17 protein-coding genes are annotated in these 16,318 nt (G+C 45.8%); 11 read left to right on the forward strand and 6 right to left on the reverse strand.

Going from position 1 to position 16,318, the window contains the following annotated elements; translation table 11 throughout:
• Positions 1-50: 50 nt before the first annotated feature.
• The 8 genes from VFC92_05300 to VFC92_05335 all read left to right on the forward strand — a co-directional run bounded on the left by VFC92_05300 (position 51) and on the right by VFC92_05335 (position 5,430).
• Positions 51-914, forward strand: coding sequence for a hypothetical protein (locus VFC92_05300; GenBank protein HZK07596.1), 864 nt, complete (start codon positions 51-53; stop codon positions 912-914).
• 263 nt (positions 915-1,177) lie between these two features.
• Positions 1,178-1,624, forward strand: a complete 447-nt coding sequence (locus VFC92_05305) for a hypothetical protein (protein HZK07597.1) — start codon at positions 1,178-1,180, stop codon at positions 1,622-1,624.
• A 136-nt stretch (positions 1,625-1,760) separates the two neighbouring features.
• On the forward strand, positions 1,761-2,003 hold the full coding sequence (locus VFC92_05310) for a hypothetical protein (protein HZK07598.1): 243 nt from the start codon (positions 1,761-1,763) through the stop codon (positions 2,001-2,003).
• A gap of 86 nt (positions 2,004-2,089) precedes the next feature.
• Positions 2,090-4,084 (forward strand): DUF2779 domain-containing protein, encoded by a 1,995-nt coding sequence (locus VFC92_05315; GenBank protein ID HZK07599.1) that lies wholly within the window; start codon positions 2,090-2,092, stop codon positions 4,082-4,084.
• A 173-nt stretch (positions 4,085-4,257) separates the two neighbouring features.
• On the forward strand, positions 4,258-4,491 hold the full coding sequence (locus tag VFC92_05320; GenBank protein ID HZK07600.1) for a hypothetical protein: 234 nt from the start codon (positions 4,258-4,260) through the stop codon (positions 4,489-4,491).
• Positions 4,481-4,768: a type II toxin-antitoxin system RelE/ParE family toxin gene (locus VFC92_05325; protein ID HZK07601.1), complete on the forward strand. Its 288-nt coding sequence runs from the start codon at positions 4,481-4,483 to the stop codon at positions 4,766-4,768. Before VFC92_05320 ends, VFC92_05325 begins: the two co-directional genes overlap by 11 nt.
• 145 nt (positions 4,769-4,913) lie before the next feature.
• Positions 4,914-5,141 (forward strand): hypothetical protein, encoded by a 228-nt coding sequence (locus VFC92_05330; GenBank protein ID HZK07602.1) that lies wholly within the window; start codon positions 4,914-4,916, stop codon positions 5,139-5,141.
• Positions 5,131-5,430 carry a type II toxin-antitoxin system RelE/ParE family toxin gene (locus VFC92_05335; GenBank protein ID HZK07603.1) on the forward strand — a complete coding sequence of 100 codons (300 nt, stop codon included), beginning with the start codon at positions 5,131-5,133 and terminating at the stop codon, positions 5,428-5,430. Before VFC92_05330 ends, VFC92_05335 begins: the two co-directional genes overlap by 11 nt.
• Before the next feature lie 175 nt (positions 5,431-5,605).
• Here the strand turns inward: VFC92_05335 and VFC92_05340 are convergent, their stop codons facing one another.
• From VFC92_05340 to VFC92_05365, 6 genes are all read right to left on the reverse strand, one after another.
• Positions 5,606-6,199: an HD domain-containing protein gene (locus VFC92_05340; protein HZK07604.1), complete on the reverse strand. Its 594-nt coding sequence runs from the start codon at positions 6,197-6,199 to the stop codon at positions 5,606-5,608.
• 16 nt (positions 6,200-6,215) lie between these two features.
• On the reverse strand, positions 6,216-7,208 hold the full coding sequence (locus VFC92_05345; protein HZK07605.1) for a hypothetical protein: 993 nt from the start codon (positions 7,206-7,208) through the stop codon (positions 6,216-6,218).
• A gap of 196 nt (positions 7,209-7,404) precedes the next feature.
• The gene (locus tag VFC92_05350; protein HZK07606.1) at positions 7,405-8,301 is read right to left on the reverse strand and encodes a hypothetical protein; all 897 of its coding nucleotides are present in this window, start codon (positions 8,299-8,301) and stop codon (positions 7,405-7,407) included.
• A gap of 222 nt (positions 8,302-8,523) precedes the next feature.
• On the reverse strand, positions 8,524-9,960 hold the full coding sequence (locus VFC92_05355; protein HZK07607.1) for an NDP-hexose 2,3-dehydratase family protein: 1,437 nt from the start codon (positions 9,958-9,960) through the stop codon (positions 8,524-8,526).
• A gap of 11 nt (positions 9,961-9,971) precedes the next feature.
• On the reverse strand, positions 9,972-12,326 hold the full coding sequence (locus tag VFC92_05360) for a transglycosylase domain-containing protein (protein ID HZK07608.1): 2,355 nt from the start codon (positions 12,324-12,326) through the stop codon (positions 9,972-9,974).
• A 79-nt stretch (positions 12,327-12,405) separates the two neighbouring features.
• Positions 12,406-12,885: a gliding motility lipoprotein GldH gene (locus VFC92_05365; protein HZK07609.1), complete on the reverse strand. Its 480-nt coding sequence runs from the start codon at positions 12,883-12,885 to the stop codon at positions 12,406-12,408.
• Positions 12,886-13,240: 355 nt separating this feature from the next.
• Between VFC92_05365 and rocD the strand changes: the two genes are divergently transcribed.
• The 3 genes from rocD (at position 13,241) to VFC92_05380 (ending at position 16,261) form a co-directional block, all read left to right on the forward strand.
• Entirely contained in the window at positions 13,241-14,464 is a 1,224-nt protein-coding gene (gene rocD, locus VFC92_05370; protein ID HZK07610.1) for an ornithine--oxo-acid transaminase, read from the forward strand.
• Positions 14,465-14,640: 176 nt separating this feature from the next.
• A complete protein-coding gene (gene trxA, locus VFC92_05375; protein ID HZK07611.1) occupies positions 14,641-14,958 on the forward strand; it encodes a thioredoxin in 318 nt (105 codons plus the stop codon).
• A gap of 367 nt (positions 14,959-15,325) precedes the next feature.
• Entirely contained in the window at positions 15,326-16,261 is a 936-nt protein-coding gene (locus VFC92_05380) for a DUF58 domain-containing protein (GenBank protein ID HZK07612.1), read from the forward strand.
• Positions 16,262-16,318: the final 57 nt, after the last annotated feature.

Consider the following 16,318-nt stretch of genomic DNA (forward strand, 5'->3'; position numbering starts at 1 on the left):
AACTTTACACTGTTCAAATATTAAAAACAAAATAATAAAAAGATAAAACAATGGACAAAAAAACCCTTTACATCGACATGGATGGCGTGCTGGTTGACTTCCAGAGCGGAATTGATCAGTTATCACTTGAAACACAAAAAGAATTCGAAAACAGACTTGATGAAGTACCAGGGATTTTTGATCTGATGAAACCCATGCCAGGTGCCATCGAAGCTTATGAGCGGTTATGTGAAAAATTCGACACCTACATCCTGAGCACTGCGCCCTGGGAAAACCCATCGGCATGGAGCGACAAACTGCTGTGGGTACAAAAACATCTCGGGAAAGTTGCTTACAAGCGGTTGATCCTGTCGCACCACAAAAACCTGCTCAAAGGCCATTTCATCATTGATGATAACACCAGACGGGGAGTAGACAAATTTCAGGGCGAGCATATTTGCTTCGCCACCGCTAAGTTCCCCGACTGGAAAACGGTGGTAGATTATCTGGAAACAAAGCTTGAAAAGGAGGAAAAACTCAAAGCAGTACCTGTTGGGCCGGATACGGCAATCCTGTTTTCGATCCTGCATTCCATCAATGGCATCGAAGCGCTGTATCAAATCTGGCAGCAGGACATCTACCGCGCCAACAGCGTCATTTTTCTGAACGAGGATGTTGACGGCATGAGCCAGGAAGCAATTGAAGAGATGGTGAAAAAGGATACCGTTTATGTAAAAGGATCGGGCACCAGTTTCGCAAAAAGCGATAGCGGCTATACATTCTTTAATTTCAATTTTCAGGATGTTGAGGATGATTTCTCCTTTGACAATGAAGCAGCCCGAAAAGAATCTGACAAAGCTCATAAAAGAGCTGATAGATGGAGAGAAGAGATTGCAAAAAGAGATGAAGGATATAAAAAGCAGCGTCCGGTATAGGCACAATCAAAGTAACTATTTAGATGGTAAAATCTAACTCCACATCACCATGACCCCATCCCCAACCCTTCTCCGCCAGTTGGCGGAAATGGAGGCCCGCCGCACAAGCCGCATCAGCGGCCAGTGCGTTGGCATTCTCTCCGTCGGCTGACGGAGGAGTTAGAGGGGGTCTCAGGAAGCTACCCTTTTGGTAAGAGCCAATAAGAAGCACCCGAAATAGAAACAATCAAAACAACATTTTCATTTAAAAAAACTTTAACAAAATGGCAGTTCACGCAAAAGACCTGATCAATATCATTGTTAGTCCTACCTCTGACATCATTACCATCATCATCGACTATGGTAAATTGAAGCAGAAACTACAAAATCCCGAAAGCCATACGTGGTATTTCAATCAGGGCCTCGAATCTCACCAGGCAAAACTAAGTGACCTAAAAAAGAAATTTGAAAGCTTTCGGAGTGATTTTAACGACTTCGATTTAGACGAATTAATCAGCAAGTTAAACGAAGTCAAAACCGAAAAAAGCGAGATTCCGAGAAGAATGGGTCTGATTCAACAAATTCATCTGGCATCAGTGCTATCAAGAATGAAATATCTGGAATCCCTGATAGAGATGAAAAGCAGGATAAGTGAGATGATGCCCATCGATTATTACATCGAAAACGGTGACGCTCTTTTGACAATAACCGGCTGGGAAGCTGAGAAATGAAAACGAGCAAACCCATAATTTCAGTAGCTTTGTGGAAAACATGCGCCATGCAAGCATTTCGATAAAAAGGAAGTGATAAAATCAGTGTAGAACCTGTTGGCAATAATTGTAAATCATCAAATAAAACTCCAAAAAAATGCTCAAAACAAAAGAATTCAAACAGATGCTGGACAAAACCTCAGCCCTGATTCCCGATCTTTTAGCAGCCTCAACCACGCAACAGGAAGAGGTGGCCGCCTTGGTCGCTTTGCTTACCATTCGGCTGGGCTTGCTCGAAGACCTCGCCGAAGAAATTACCCATCCCGATTTTGAAGAAAATTTCCGTGTAATGCGGGAGAGCATCTTTGAAGTCGTGCAGCTGATAAATGAGCGGGTTTGATATCCGGCACACCGGAGCGCCTGCTAAACCGGGAGATTGTAATTGATAAATGAAAACCTGTGGTATTTTAAGATAAAAAAAACGCTATGAAAAACCCCCGCTATCTCACCAAGTCCCGTTTTAAGCTGGCGCTGGATTGTGAAACCAAACTTTTTTATACCAACAAAAAGGAATATCCCGACGAGCGCATCGACGACGCTTTTCTTGAAGCATTGGCCGAGGGCGGATTCCAGGTTGGCGAACTGGCAAAGATGTATCATCCCGGAGGCATCGAAATCCCTTATGGCTCGTACGATGATATGGTAAACGAAACCCTCCGGCTGCTCAACCAGGAGAAAGTGATCATTTACGAAGCCACCATAAAGTTTCAAAACCTGCTCATACGCGTGGATGTGCTGGTGAAAGATGGAAATACCATCGACCTGATCGAAGTAAAAGCCAAGTCGTTTGAAGGCAATGATTCGTTTGACCTATTAGGTAAAAACGGAGCCTTGGCCTCAGGATGGAAACCCTACGTATATGATGTTGCGTTTCAGAAGCTCGTGATGACGAAGGCTTTTCCACATTTTAAAATACGTTCGTACTTGTGCCTGGCCAATAAGAAAAGCGAGGCTACGGTGGAAGGATTAAATCAAAATTTCCTGTTGGTAAAAAATAATGGACGGACAGGCTGCGTGTGCAAAGCCGGGCTTACAAAAGCCGATTTGGGTGCGGAAATATTGATCAATGTGGACGTGGATGAAATTCTTGCCAGCATTTATAACCAAAACGATTTCTCGCCAACCCGCGTGCGCTCTTTTGAAGAATGGGTGTTTTACCTGGCTGATCACTATGCACGGGATGAAAAGATAAAACCAATCATAGCCGGGAAATGTAAGGGCTGCGAATTCAGATGCAGCGCTGAGGAGGAAAAATCTGGATCAAAGAATGGATTTAAAGAGTGCTGGAAAGAAAGTTTTCGACTTGCCGACAGCGATTTCGATAAACCCGCCATGCTCGATATTTGGAACTTCCGGCGGAAAGACAAAATGATTGCTGGAGGTAAAATTTTCATGAAAGACGTTACCGAAGACGATCTCAGTGACCGTCCTTATTCCGGCAATGGAATGTCGCCCAAAGAGCGCCAGTGGCAGCAGATACAAAAGGCTGTGAACAACGATCAGGCGCCTGAAATAGATGCCGCGGGATTAAAAGCTGAAATGAAAACCTGGAAATATCCGCTTCATTTTATCGACTTCGAAACCACCGCTGTGGCCATTCCCTTCCACAAAGGCATGCGGCCTTACGAGGGTGTCGCCTTTCAGTATTCGCATCATATAGCCTATGCGGATGGAAGGATAGATCATGCCGGCGAGTACCTGAACACCAAAAAAGGTACGTTCCCGAATTTTGAATTTGTGCGGCATCTGAAGGCCGAACTTGAGCAGGACGAAGGCACCATCTTCAGATACCACAACCACGAAAACACCTACCTCAACATGATTCACCGGCAACTGTCCGACGCGGATATCGATGAAGTAAAAGATAAGGTTGAGCTTATGGAGTGGATCAAAACCATCACGCATAGCACCAAATCTTCGGCAGAAAGCTGGACGGGAGCGCGGGATATGGTGGATTTGTTTCAGATGGTGAAGCGATATTATTACGACCCGCGGATGGGTGGCTCCATCTCACTTAAGGCGGTTCTGCCCGCTGTGTTGAATTCGAGCAACTATCTAAAAAATAAATATTCACAGCCCATTTATGGTGCCGTTGGCGGGATGAAGAGCCTGAATTTCACTGATCAGATTTGGATAAAAATGGATGATGACGGCAAGGCAATCAGCCCGTACAAACAATTACCACCCATTTACGAAGCGGTGGATATGGAAGATATTGAGCGTTTAATAAATGGCGATCACCTGGCTGATGGTGGCGCTGCCATGACCGCTTATTCCCGCATGCAGTTTACCGAAATGAGCGACCTCGAAAGCCAGGAAGTCCAAAAGGCTTTGCTAAAATATTGCGAGCTCGACACCCTGGCGATGGTAATGATTTGGGAGTATTGGAAGAAGGAGATCACTGCTTTAGCTCGGAATTAATCTGTTTCTATTTTTGCAGGCTAAGCCTGCTTTTCTAGTTATCAGAACAGGCTAAGCTTGTTAAAAAAATGCGGACGAGGTTGTGCCTCGTCCAAACTCCGAAAGCATTAAATTCAAGCCACTTTAATAAAGGTGGCGTACATTTTCTTTATTTTTGTCAAAAATATTTAGCTATGCAAACAATTCGTTTAAAAGTAAGTGATAAAATCGTCGGTAATCTCATGTGGTTTTTGCGTCGGTTCAGTAGCGATGAAATTGAGATACTAAGCGAGAACAACCAATTCCTCTCAGTTCAAGAATATCTGGAAAACGAATTGTTGGCAATGGAAAGCGGGCAGCCTGATTACATCAATATTGATGAATTGGAAAAGCATCTTGAAAAATCCATTCGAAAGTATGAAGATTAAAATCACACCCATTTTCAGAGATCGGTTGAGTGCGCAGGTTGAATTTATTGCTAAAGATAAACCCACTGCTGCTAGAAACTTCAAAACCGATATTCTTAATTGCATTAAAGAAATCCCAAAAAGTCCTTATGCATACCGCCGATCCATCTTTTTTAATCGAGCTGATGTAAGAGATATGATTTTTAAAGGATATATCGTGGTTTTTAAAGTTGATGAAAGTAATCAGATAATTGAGATTTTTGGTTTTTGTAAGTGGCAGGAGAACCCCTCTAAATAATAAGTTTGAGTAAGAATGAGGACGAGGCACAGCCTCCTCCAGTCACCATGATGTTTCTTAACAATCCAGTTACACAAACGCATTTCTCTAACCAACCGGACGGAATTACATATTTTCAGTAGTTTTGTATTTAAATTTATTCGAGATGACACAAGAAGCAATTAAGTTGGAATTGATTGAGTGGCTGACAAAACTCCAAAGCAACGAAACCATCCATTATTTAAAAATTATCAAAGATTCGATGAAAGAGGAAAATGATTGGTGGAGCAGCCTGAGCAGCGAACAAATATCCGGGATTGAGCGTGGATTAAAAGATATAGATGAAGGCAGAACGATTGCGCATGAAACAGTAAAACAACGTTATGAACTATAGCTTTCCTGTTATCTGGTCGGAGGAGGCAGTAAGAAATTTGGAAGAAACCCTTGATTATCTTGTGAACCGATGGACACAGAGGGAGGTAAATAATTTTAAAACAAAACTTTCCCGGCAACTGAATTTAATCTCTCAAAACCCTAAACTATTTCCTGTTTCAGGCATTCAGCCTCGTTTAAGAAAAGCCGTTTTAAGCAGTCAAACCACCATCTTTTACGAGTTTAAAAACGATTCGGTTTATATCGTTTATCTTTTCAATAATGCTAAAAACCCGGATAAAATCAAATAGCTTCTTTATCACCTTCTACTAATTTTATCAGAATCAGTCCCTCTAAAAAAGTACGAAGTCCAAAAGGCTTTGCTAAAATATTGCGAACTCGACACCCTGGCGATGGTAATGATTTGGGAGTATTGGGAGAAGGAAATGTAAATTTCTCACCGCTCACCGTTCACCCGCTCATCTCTCACCGCTCACCGCTCACTTCCCCATGCACATAATACATCCCAAACATCCCGATCATGGCATCGAAGCGTCGCAGGTTGTCTTCGCCGTATTTGGAAAGGTTTTCATAAATCTTGTTGAGCTTCTTGGGCTTTGTCAGGTTGCTGCCCGACTTCGAGAAAAACTTATCGGCATAGCACAGTATTTTTTCTTCCACCGTAACGGGCATCATGTCGCGGTGGGGCAGCGGCAGATTGAGACGTATGATCTCTTCGCGCGGGATGCCCGTGCCGGTGTGGCGTTCGGCAAAAAGCGCAACTTCTTCGGGCAATCCTTCTCGTTCCAGAATTTCCCGCCCCAGATAGCCGTGGCAGATGTAGGGATGATCGCCAAAGCAGCCGATGTCGGGCGCCGATGTTTGGATGATGCCAATGTCGTGCAGCATTGCCGCCAGCGCCAGAAGTTCGGTGTCGGGCGCGAGGTGTTTATTTTTAGCTGCGATCTTCAGCGCCAGATCACGCACAGCCGTGGAGTGTGCAATCAGAATATTATAAACCAACGTGTCGGGCGGAGCATATTTTTGAAGGATCTTTATGGGATCGAAATCTTGATACATTTTTAAAAAATTGTTTTTAAAACAAGTCAAAAATCAGTCGCAGGTAAACGTAAGCATCGGGGGCAAAATCGCTGTAGCCTTCCAGGTTCACATTTTTCCAGGCCACCTGCACACCTGGGTCAATCGACACCGACTCGTTGAGGATAAACTTCACGCCGCCATTGAGGAAAATGCCAAAGCCGATGCCGCCCTGGTAAATGTCGTACTCGTAGGCGTTGCCGCCCGGGCCTGGGATGAAGCCGCTACTACCGTAGCGGTTGATGAGCGAGTATTGCTGTTTGCCAATCTCAATCCGGCTTTCGAGCACGCGTGTGCTGTTCATCTGCAAACCCGTTTCGATGAAAATACTGGTGTATCCGCCTACCCGGTAAAACTTGCTGATGCCCACATCGATGGTTACCTGCTCCTGCTTGCCGCGGATGTAACCGGTGCGCAGAGCCGGCTCGCTGAAATAAGTTACCGAATCGATCACCATCTGAAAAACTCCGCTGGCGACCAGTTTTACATAGTTCGACTGCAGGAAAATTCCCGTGGTGTTATTAAAATTATACTTCACGTAAAAGCCCGGCATGATGGTGGCGTTGTATTTCATGTTGAGCGGATAATAAATCCACCAGGCTTTTTCCCCATCGGAAATGCCATACTCCCGCTTCCACTCTTCCAGTGACGAAGACCATTCCGGCGGGATATTATCATCGGTGGTTCTGTAAATATTATTGCTGTTGAGTTCCTGAAAAATCTCCTCGTACCAATATTTGTTGCTCAGCACATACTCGATGTTGTTTTCGTTGAAACGCTCACCGCTAAAGTATTGTGCCGAATAATTATTAGAAAAATACAAGCCCATGTTGATGGCAAAGCGCCAGCCCGTCAGGTCGTATTCCGACCAGTTGCGTTCCTCGGGGGTAAATCGCGGCATGCGCGCCTGGGCATTGATGTTGGCTGTAGCCAAAAAGGTGATCAACACGAGCATGCCTGCAACGATTATGGCGGGTTTAAGATTTTTCATAATAGCTTTTATAAAATTCTGAAAAGCAAAAATAGATAAAAACCTTTCGGTAGGAAACCGGAAATAACAAATGGCTAACGACAAATCGCAAATAGTTAATGACTACTAAAGATGGATTTGGGATTTGTCACCCGGGATTTATTTGTCTTTTCATTTTCGTCTTTTATCTTTCATCTTGCCCCACCATAATCCTCCCTTATTCAAATGCAGGTGCAATGGCGTAGGTTTTCACTGCAGTGGAAAAAGCCTTGTCGAAAGCCGCTCTGTCTATTGTTACCGGAATCTGGTTCTGGTCGCAATACTCGAGGAGGTGGCGCGTGTTGAGATTTCCCACCAGCTCGTAGCCAGACATCGGGCAGCCGCCCAGTCCGCTCATCACACCATCAAAACGACGGCATCCTGACCGGTAAGCAGCGTCCACCTTTTCGAACCAGTTGTGCTCGTGGGTATGCAGATGCAGCCCCACATCGGCACAAAGCAATTCGCTTTTGATACGACTGAAAACCTCGCCAACCATTTTACCATCGGCCACGCCAATAATATCCGACAGCGCCACCACGTCGATGTCGCGACGGCAAAGCCAATCCATCCATTCTATAATCATGTCGATGCTCCATTTGTCGCCGTAAGGATTTCCAAAAGCCATTGAAAGATAAACAAGTAGCTTTTTATTTTTCTGCTGACATAAATTCTGCAGCGCCTCCACAGTGGCCTGCGCCTGTAGTAAGGTTGAATTGATATTTAATTTGAGAAAGGTCTCAGAAAACGAAAACGGGAATCCCAGATAGGTCACCTCGTCGAATGATGCCGCCATGCGGGCGCCTTTCAGATTGCCAATAATGGCCATCAGCTTCGATTCTGTGTGGCTCATGTCCAGCATGCCAATTACTTCGGCGGTGTCACGCAACTGCGGAATTGCTTTCGGCGACACAAAACTCCCAAAATCGACAATATCGAAACCCACCTGCAGGATGTCGTTGATCAGCTGCGCCTTTTGGCGGGTAGGAATAAATCGTTTGATGCCCTGCATGGCATCACGGGGCGCTTCAGTGATTCTGATAGGTGTAGCTAATTTTTGAGTTTTCTCTGACATCCGCTTTACATTTTTCTCTTTAACAACAAATAGGAGTGGGAGGTTTAAATTTTAAAACCGAAAATAGAAACCCGGTGGGAAATTCCAAAAAACAATAAGACAAGCTCCAAATGAACTTCAATTATCAAAAATCAAAAAGCTACGTTCTGGGGTATTTGTGATTTGGTTTTTGGAGCTTATTTATGATTTGTCCTTTGATTTTTGGAGCTTAATTGCAAGCTATTAAATAAACCGAATAGCCGCTATCAGGCTGCGGGCTGCAATATTGAGGTAATTGTTGAAACGGATAAACGTCTTCATTTGATTTAATGTAATCCACATGTAATCGTCGGGCACTTCCATGGGGAAATCATCGGCAGCCTCGATGATCATGTTGCGGTTTTGTTCCTGATAGAAACGCCCTCCTTCTTCGCTTTGGTGGGTGTTGTACCAAATTTGATCTGGCTTAGCGGTGAGCACTTCTTCGAGAAACTGAACGTCGTATTCGTTATAACCTTTGCGGTAATTGCCGGTGAGACATTGCACCGTGGGCGCCAACTCTACAATGTCGAAGTTGCCGGCTTCGAGCTTGGCCTGCACCAAAAAATGATACACGCCATTTATTTTTTTAATAATAAAAGCAATGATACCTTCCTGCGAAGCCTGTATCAGCGGCTGATCCCACGACTGCACCTCGCGGTTCCCGATTTCGACATTCACACCTATCACCGAAAAATATTTCCTGTCCTGATGGTAGATATCTTCTTTATCGATAATCCATTTTTTGACCTCCTTAAGCGGGATGCGTTCCACCTCCAGATCGTAGAGCGCTTTTTTGCGGGTAATCCACGATATCACCTGTTCGATGTTGTGCAGATGCCGGTCGCGTTCGAGCATCGAAAGCAACAGCCCGGTTTGCCGCGGCTTGCTGCCGGCGCTAAAGTTGAGCGTTTCGTAAAAGTCGAGCACATCGGGCGGATATTCCCCGAAAGGGATTCCCGAAATTACGGTGCGCGTATCCATGTTGATCAGGTTGTCGTGCTGCAGCAGGCTCTTGATCTGACCCAGAGTGAGCCAGCAAAAGTTGTCGTGCATCTCCAGGCTTTCCGTTTCCGGAATTTCTACGATAACGTTGCGGTTGCGCTTTTTCAGAAAACGCGCTCCCTGCTCCGACTGCAACTGGTCGAGCAAAACCGTGACGGGTTTTTCGCCATTAAAATATTCGAGATACAACGGGCGTCTACCGCCGTGCACCTGGCTGTAGTTGCTCCGGGTAGCCTGCAGCGTAGGCGAAAGCTGCACAATGTTGAGGTTGCCCGGCTCTATCTTGGCCTGCATCAGAAAATACAAAATGCCGTTGACCTTTCGGGTGATGATTCCCAAAAAACCAACCTCCGGCTGATTGATGATGGGCTGCTCCCACTCGGGAACCTTGCCCCAGTTGGTGCGCACGCGTATGCCTTCTATCGAGAAAAACCGGCCAGTGTCGTGCACCAGATTTCCAGTGGATTCATCAAAATGCCAGTTGCGCATCTCCGTAAAGGGAATCTTATGGATTTTTACATGCACAGCTTCATTTTTCTCTTTCATCCAATGGATAAACTTTCCCGAAGGCATGAGGTCGTTCTCGGTGGTAAGTGCAGATTTGAGAAAAGCGATATTTTTTTGAGCGGTATCCATAATACTTTTTTTTAAAACTCGTCGGAGTTGATAAAGATATCCTTCGGCGAGGTTTCTTTTTCCTGATTCTGGCAGTCGAGCGAAACGGTTATGGGTATCGATGGCACCTTGAATGGTGTGGGCAGAATATGTAAAGAAGTATCGGCGTAAACTTTTTTCATGTAAATACCCCATACCGGCAACGCCAGTCGCGCCCCCTGCCCCATATCGATGGTGCGAAAATGCACGCTGCGTTCTTCGGCACCCACCCAAACGCCAGTGCTGAGCTGCGGAGTAAGTCCCATAAACCAGCCGTCAGATTGATTTTGGGTAGTTCCTGTTTTGCCGGCTATCTCGTTGTTGAGACCATAGTGATAGCGCAAACGGCGTCCGGTGCCGGTTTCTACCACGCCCTGCATCAGGTTGAGCATCAGGTAAGCCGTTTGCTCGTCCATCGCTTCGTTGCTTTCGGGATGAAACATCTCGACGATGTTGCCATATTTATCTTCGATGTGTGTCATAAAATATGGTGTAATATGGATGCCGTCGTTTACGAAAGTATTCATGGCGCCCACCATTTCGAAGAGGGAGATGTCAGGAGTTCCCAAAGCGATGGCCGGTACGGCCGGGATGTCGGAAGTGATGCCCATTTTGCGCGTCATCTGAATTACCGCCTGTGGCGAGAAGCGCTTCATCAGATAAGCCGACACCCAGTTGATGGAATGCGCCAACGCATATTTCAGGGTCACCATCTCGCCTTCGCTTTCGCTGGAAGAGTTGCGCGGCGACCAATAGGTGCCGTCGGGCAGCTCGATGCTCACCTGAATGTTGGGCACTTCGGTGCAAGGCGAAAACTCGCCACTGGTAGCGCCCTCCTGCATGGCCAGTGTGTAAAGGAAAGGCTTGAAGGTAGAACCCACCTGCCGCTTACTTTGCACCACATGGTCATATTTAAAATAACGATAATCGATGCCGCCCACATAGGCGCGCACCTGTCCGGTAGGCGGGTCGACGGACATGAGGCCGGAGTTGAGAAAAAACTTAAAATAACGGATGCTGTCCATGGGCGAAAGCACTGTATCGATATCGCCCTTCCACGAGAAGACAGTCATGGGAATGGGCGTGGAAAAAGATTCCCGGATAGAATCATCGCTGGCACCCGAGCGTTTTAGTCCGCGGTAACGCTCGCTGCGCCGCATGCTTTGCTGCATTATTTTATCGATCTCGTCGGCTATGTTGTTATCAAAAACAAAGGGTGCATTATTGCGGCCTTTCCAATGGCTGAAAAACTTAGGCTGCACCTCGCCGCCAATGTGTTCTGTTACGGCTTCTTCGGCATATTTTTGCATGCGCGAGTCGATGGTGGTATAGATACGAAGCCCGTCGCGATACAGGTCATAAGGTGCTCCATCAGCTTTGAAATGTGTGGCACACCAGCGCGAAAGCTCGCCACGCAGGTATTCTTTGAAATAGGTAGCAGTACCAATATTATGATCTGCGCGCTGGAGCTGCAACTCCAAAGGTTTGTCGAACAAGGTGTCGGCCTGTGCCTGCTCCAGGTAGCCGTATTTTACCATTTGCCTCAGCACAGTGTTGCGGCGCTTCAGCGTTAGGTCGGGACGGCGCACCGGGTTGTAAAGTGATGGGTTTTTGACCATCCCTACCAACGTGGCGCTCTGTAGCAAATCGAGGTTGGCAGGAGTGGTGCTGAAATAAATACGTGAAGCCGATTTGATGCCCACAGCCAGATTCAGAAAATCAAATTTGTCGAGATACATGGTGATGATCTCGTCCTTGCTGTAGTATCGTTCGAGCTTTACAGCAATGACCCATTCTTTGAATTTGCGAAAAGCAAGCTGAATGATGTTTTGATTGTCGTCGCGCGGAAAGAGATTTTTGGCGAGCTGCTGGGTGATTGTGCTGCCGCCTCCTTTGTCCTGCGCTGTGATGGCTCCAAAAAATACACGCCCCAGCGCCTTTACGTCGATGCCGGAATGTTTGAGGAAACGCACATCCTCGGTAACGATAAGCGCGTCGATGAGCTCAGGTGAGATGTCGCGATAATTCACACGCGACCGATTTTCGATGTAATAAGTCCCCAACAGCACCGAGTCGACGGAATAAATTTCGGAGGCAAGGAAAGTCTGTGGGTTTTCCAGTTCATCGAAAGAAGGCATAAAACCAAACCAGCCCCACGAGAAACCGGCAAACATCAGGATGACAAATAGAATAATCGCTGCCAGAATCCCCCACAATATTTTTACATATTTCCTGATTTTTTGATGTTCCTGCGGATCGTCCCCCGCGCGGGTGGACGAGTTGTAGTGGGAATTGCTGTCACCGGAGCCGGCTGTCATCGATGGGTCGTTGTGTTTGTTGTTATTCATTTATTTTTTGCAGATTTCGAGCGCCATGGTAGAAATTGTCAAACGATAAAATCATCGTTTTAATATGATGTCAGTGGGATTATTCGATACGTATTCCTACATCGGCGACACCTTCGAGCACATCCTGCCGCATAGCCTGCTGTAGCGAGAAGGTGTACCTGCCCGCCAGCGGAAAGCTAAGATTGCGCCGCACCAGAATCTGATTGTCGTGCAACGCTCCAAAACCTTTGCCCAGCCAGTTGCCCTGCGGGTCGGCCAGAATCAGCTCCAGGGTGTCGCGCGTGCGGTTGTTGTTGGGCAGGCGTGTGGTAAGAAAAAGGTAAAGGTTGCGATAGGCGTAGTCGTCGTTGTTTCGCACGTTGATGTAGAAATTGTAAAAAGTGTTGGTGTCGGTAACATCTACTTCAAAAACAGCTGCCGAATCTTTGTGCCAGCCATCTGCATGGATGGCCGCCGATTGATCGTAGAGATGATCAGTATCGCAGGCCATCAGCGCAAGCAAAATGACGAATAGCAAACCGGTGTAACAGCAGAGAGTTGTCAGTTTTTTAAAGTTCATCCTCGTGCAAGTTTTATTTTTGATCATTTAAAGGTGGCAAAATTAGCCATAATGTTTATTGCTGTTTGGATAACAATGGCAATTGTTTTTGTTTTTCGGAATTGCCCACCTAACGGTTAAACACCTATTCCTTTCCCGACCTCCGGAGCTTTATCATTGAGGATTTTTATTTGCCCTGATTCAGCATGTAGAATCATGTTCGAAATGTCATTACCTCCTTACAAATACCAACTTACGGCCTTCGCCGGAGACAATGCCAACTTTTAAAAACAATGATGTGTACCTTTGCCTGCAAAGTTTTGATTATTTAAAACAATCAGAAATCAATCTATTTATTAATAAAAAAGTAAAATTTATGTCAGAAAAAATCACTGCTCAGATGGCGATGGATTTGGAAGATAAGTATGGTGCACACAATTATCATCCGCTACCAGTAGTATTAAATCGTGGCGAAGGCGCCTATGTATGGGACGTTGATGGGAAGCGCTATTTCGATTTTCTGTCGGCTTATTCTGCCGTCAACCAGGGTCACTGCCATCCGCACATCATCAAGGCACTCACCGATCAGGCAAAAACCCTTACGCTCACTTCACGTGCATTTTACAACGATGCATTGGGTCCTTACGAAAAATATGTGACCGAATATTTTGGGTACGACAAAGTGTTGCCGATGAACACCGGCGCTGAAGCCGACGAAACAGCCATCAAACTGTGCCGCAAATGGGCTTATGAAAAGAAAGGCGTAGAAGCCAACAAAGCCAAGATCATCGTTTGCGAAGGAAACTTCCACGGCCGTACCGTGACCATCATCTCCATGTCGACCGATCCGGATGCCAGAGGCGGCTTTGGCCCCTACACTCCCGGCTTTGAAGTAATCCCCTACAACGATCTGGAAGCTTTGCGCAAAGCACTGGAAGATGACAACGTAGCTGGTTTTCTGGTTGAGCCTATTCAGGGCGAAGCAGGAGTGTATGTTCCGGAAGATGGCTATCTGAAAAAAGCTTACGACATGTGCAAAGAGCGCAACGTGCTTTTTATTGCTGACGAGGTACAAACCGGCCTCGCCCGCACAGGACGCATGCTGGCTTGCGATCACGAAGGTGTTCGCCCCGACATTCTTATCCTGGGCAAAGCCCTTTCGGGTGGTACATTCCCCGTTTCGGCAGTACTTTGCGACGACGAAATTATGATGGTGATAAAACCCGGACAGCATGGCTCTACTTTCGGCGGAAACCCCATAGCTGCTAAGGTAGCAATGGCAGCCCTGGAAGTGATTAAAAACGAAAAACTCTGCGAACGCGCTGAGAAGCTTGGCAAGATTTTCCGCCAGGAGCTGAAAAATATGAAATCGGACATGATAAGTGTAGTGCGCGGCAAAGGCCTGCTCAACGCTATCATCATAGAACCTAAGAATGGCAAGGAAGCCTGGGACGTATGTGTGAAGATGGCAGAAAATGGCCTGCTCGCCAAGCCAACACATCAGCACATCATCCGTTTTGCTCCGCCGCTCATCATCACCGAAGAGCAACTGCACGAAGCACTCGCTATCATCCGCAAATCGATAGAAAGCTTCGCATAAAGTTTTGTAAGCAGGTGTATGGCGTACTAATTTCCGAGGCCCATCGACGTAACGGCTACATTATCAGCATTAAAAGAATATTAATACAGATATTGTAAGGGAATGGAAAAAAGAACCACTGCAAAACAATGCTACTTTTGGCAACAGTTTAAATGGACCTCAAAAACATAATTACGATGGCTTTAGAATTCACAGACGCTAATTTTAACGAACAAGTATTACAATCCAACCAACCTGTTATTGTTGATTTTTGGGCCGAATGGTGTGGCCCCTGCCGTATGGTAGGCCCCGTAGTGGAAGAAATCGGCAAAGAATACGAAGGTAAAGTAAAAGTTGGAAAAGTAGATGTCGACAATAACCCGGGTACCGCAGCAAAATTTGGTATCCGCAATATCCCCACCATTTTGTTTTTCAAAGGAGGGCAAATCGTCGATAAACAAGTGGGTGCCGTAGCCAAACAAGTTTTGATTAAGAAGCTCGAAGCACACATGTAAAATTGTTCTACACCTGCAAGAACGGGTGTCTCAAAGAAAACAGCATGACCTAATATTATGGCCATGCTGTTTTTTTTTACTTTATGCTGTAGAAAGTCACGCCGTGAATAACTCCAGGCAGAAGTACGAATGTTTGGAATTTCCGTTTCAGGCTTAACAGAATTCACGGTGTGACTGGTTCGTGCTTTTGATAGTCATGCCGTGAATAACTCCAGGCAGAAGTACGAATGTTTGGAACTTCTGGTTCTACCCTAAAAGGATTTACCGTGTGACTGCTCAACGGGAACTAAACTGCCCCGCCCATCGTTTATAGTGAAAGCCGTATGTTTGCTGACAATTATTTATTAAAATAACCTCATCCTACAACGTGGAAAACACAATAGACATCAACAAGCTGCAGGAGTTTGCCTCGCTCGAGCTGATAGCAAAACAAGTAGTGGAAGGATTTATCACGGGTCTTCACAAAAGCCCGTTTCATGGCTTCTCGGTAGAGTTTGCCGAACACCGGCTCTACAACACCGGCGAAAGCACCAAGCACATCGACTGGAAACTATACGGGCGTACCGACCGCTACTATGTGAAACGATACGAAGAAGAAACCAACCTGCGCTGCCAGATTATCATCGACAACTCCTCATCGATGTATTTTCCGCTGGTAGATAATCCCAGCCTGAATAATCCCAATAAAATCGTTTTTTCGATTTATGCCGCCGCTGCCCTGATGAACCTACTCAGAAAACAACGCGATGCTGTGGGACTTTCGCTGTTTTCCGACACTGTGGAACAACATACTGCTGCACGCTCCACATCTACTCATATCAAATTTTTGTATGCGGAGCTGGAACGACTGCTGCATCCTGCTGCTGGAAGCAAACAGAAAAAAACAATGGCCGCCGACGCCATACATCAAATCTCTGAAAATATCCACAAACGCTCGCTGGTAATCATTTTTTCTGACATGTTTGAGAGCACTGCCCGCAACGAGGAGCTTTTCTCGGCGCTGCAACACTTGCGGCACAACATGCACGAAGTGGTTCTATTTCATGTTACGGATTATCAAAAAGAAATCGAATTCGACTACGACAACCGCCCCTACAAGTTTATTGATATGGAAGATGGCCGTGAGATAAAAATCCATCCCCATGAAGTGCGCGCCCAATATGTGAAATCAACCGGTGAGTTTAGAAAAGAGCTGGAGCTTCGCTGTGGCCAGTATCAGATCGATTTTATTGATGCTGATATTCACAAAGGCTTTCGCCAGATACTGATGCCATATCTGCTGAAGCGCGTAAGGATGCACTAAATATTTGGAAGAAATTTTAAAAGGCAATAATTCAAAATCCAAAGTGTCTCCTTGATT

The sequence above is a fragment of the Bacteroidales bacterium genome (assembly GCA_035647615.1).
GTDB lineage: Bacteria > Bacteroidota > Bacteroidia > Bacteroidales > 4484-276 > SABY01.

Excerpts from the sequence above, each read along its gene's own strand:
- VFC92_05300 (HZK07596.1), top strand. The coding sequence starts at position 51 with ATGGACAAAAAAACCCTTTACATCGACATGGATGGCGTGCTGGTTGAC.
- VFC92_05305 (HZK07597.1), top strand. The coding sequence starts at position 1,178 with ATGGCAGTTCACGCAAAAGACCTGATCAATATCATTGTTAGTCCTACC.
- VFC92_05310 (HZK07598.1), top strand. The coding sequence starts at position 1,761 with ATGCTCAAAACAAAAGAATTCAAACAGATGCTGGACAAAACCTCAGCC.
- VFC92_05315 (HZK07599.1), top strand. The coding sequence starts at position 2,090 with ATGAAAAACCCCCGCTATCTCACCAAGTCCCGTTTTAAGCTGGCGCTG.
- VFC92_05320 (HZK07600.1), top strand. The coding sequence starts at position 4,258 with ATGCAAACAATTCGTTTAAAAGTAAGTGATAAAATCGTCGGTAATCTC.
- VFC92_05325 (HZK07601.1), top strand. The coding sequence starts at position 4,481 with ATGAAGATTAAAATCACACCCATTTTCAGAGATCGGTTGAGTGCGCAG.
- VFC92_05330 (HZK07602.1), top strand. The coding sequence starts at position 4,914 with ATGACACAAGAAGCAATTAAGTTGGAATTGATTGAGTGGCTGACAAAA.
- VFC92_05335 (HZK07603.1), top strand. The coding sequence starts at position 5,131 with ATGAACTATAGCTTTCCTGTTATCTGGTCGGAGGAGGCAGTAAGAAAT.
- VFC92_05340 (HZK07604.1), bottom strand. The coding sequence starts at position 6,199 with ATGTATCAAGATTTCGATCCCATAAAGATCCTTCAAAAATATGCTCCG.
- VFC92_05345 (HZK07605.1), bottom strand. The coding sequence starts at position 7,208 with ATGAAAAATCTTAAACCCGCCATAATCGTTGCAGGCATGCTCGTGTTG.
- VFC92_05350 (HZK07606.1), bottom strand. The coding sequence starts at position 8,301 with ATGTCAGAGAAAACTCAAAAATTAGCTACACCTATCAGAATCACTGAA.
- VFC92_05355 (HZK07607.1), bottom strand. The coding sequence starts at position 9,960 with ATGGATACCGCTCAAAAAAATATCGCTTTTCTCAAATCTGCACTTACC.
- VFC92_05360 (HZK07608.1), bottom strand. The coding sequence starts at position 12,326 with ATGAATAACAACAAACACAACGACCCATCGATGACAGCCGGCTCCGGT.
- VFC92_05365 (HZK07609.1), bottom strand. The coding sequence starts at position 12,885 with ATGAACTTTAAAAAACTGACAACTCTCTGCTGTTACACCGGTTTGCTA.
- rocD (HZK07610.1), top strand. The coding sequence starts at position 13,241 with ATGTCAGAAAAAATCACTGCTCAGATGGCGATGGATTTGGAAGATAAG.
- trxA (HZK07611.1), top strand. The coding sequence starts at position 14,641 with ATGGCTTTAGAATTCACAGACGCTAATTTTAACGAACAAGTATTACAA.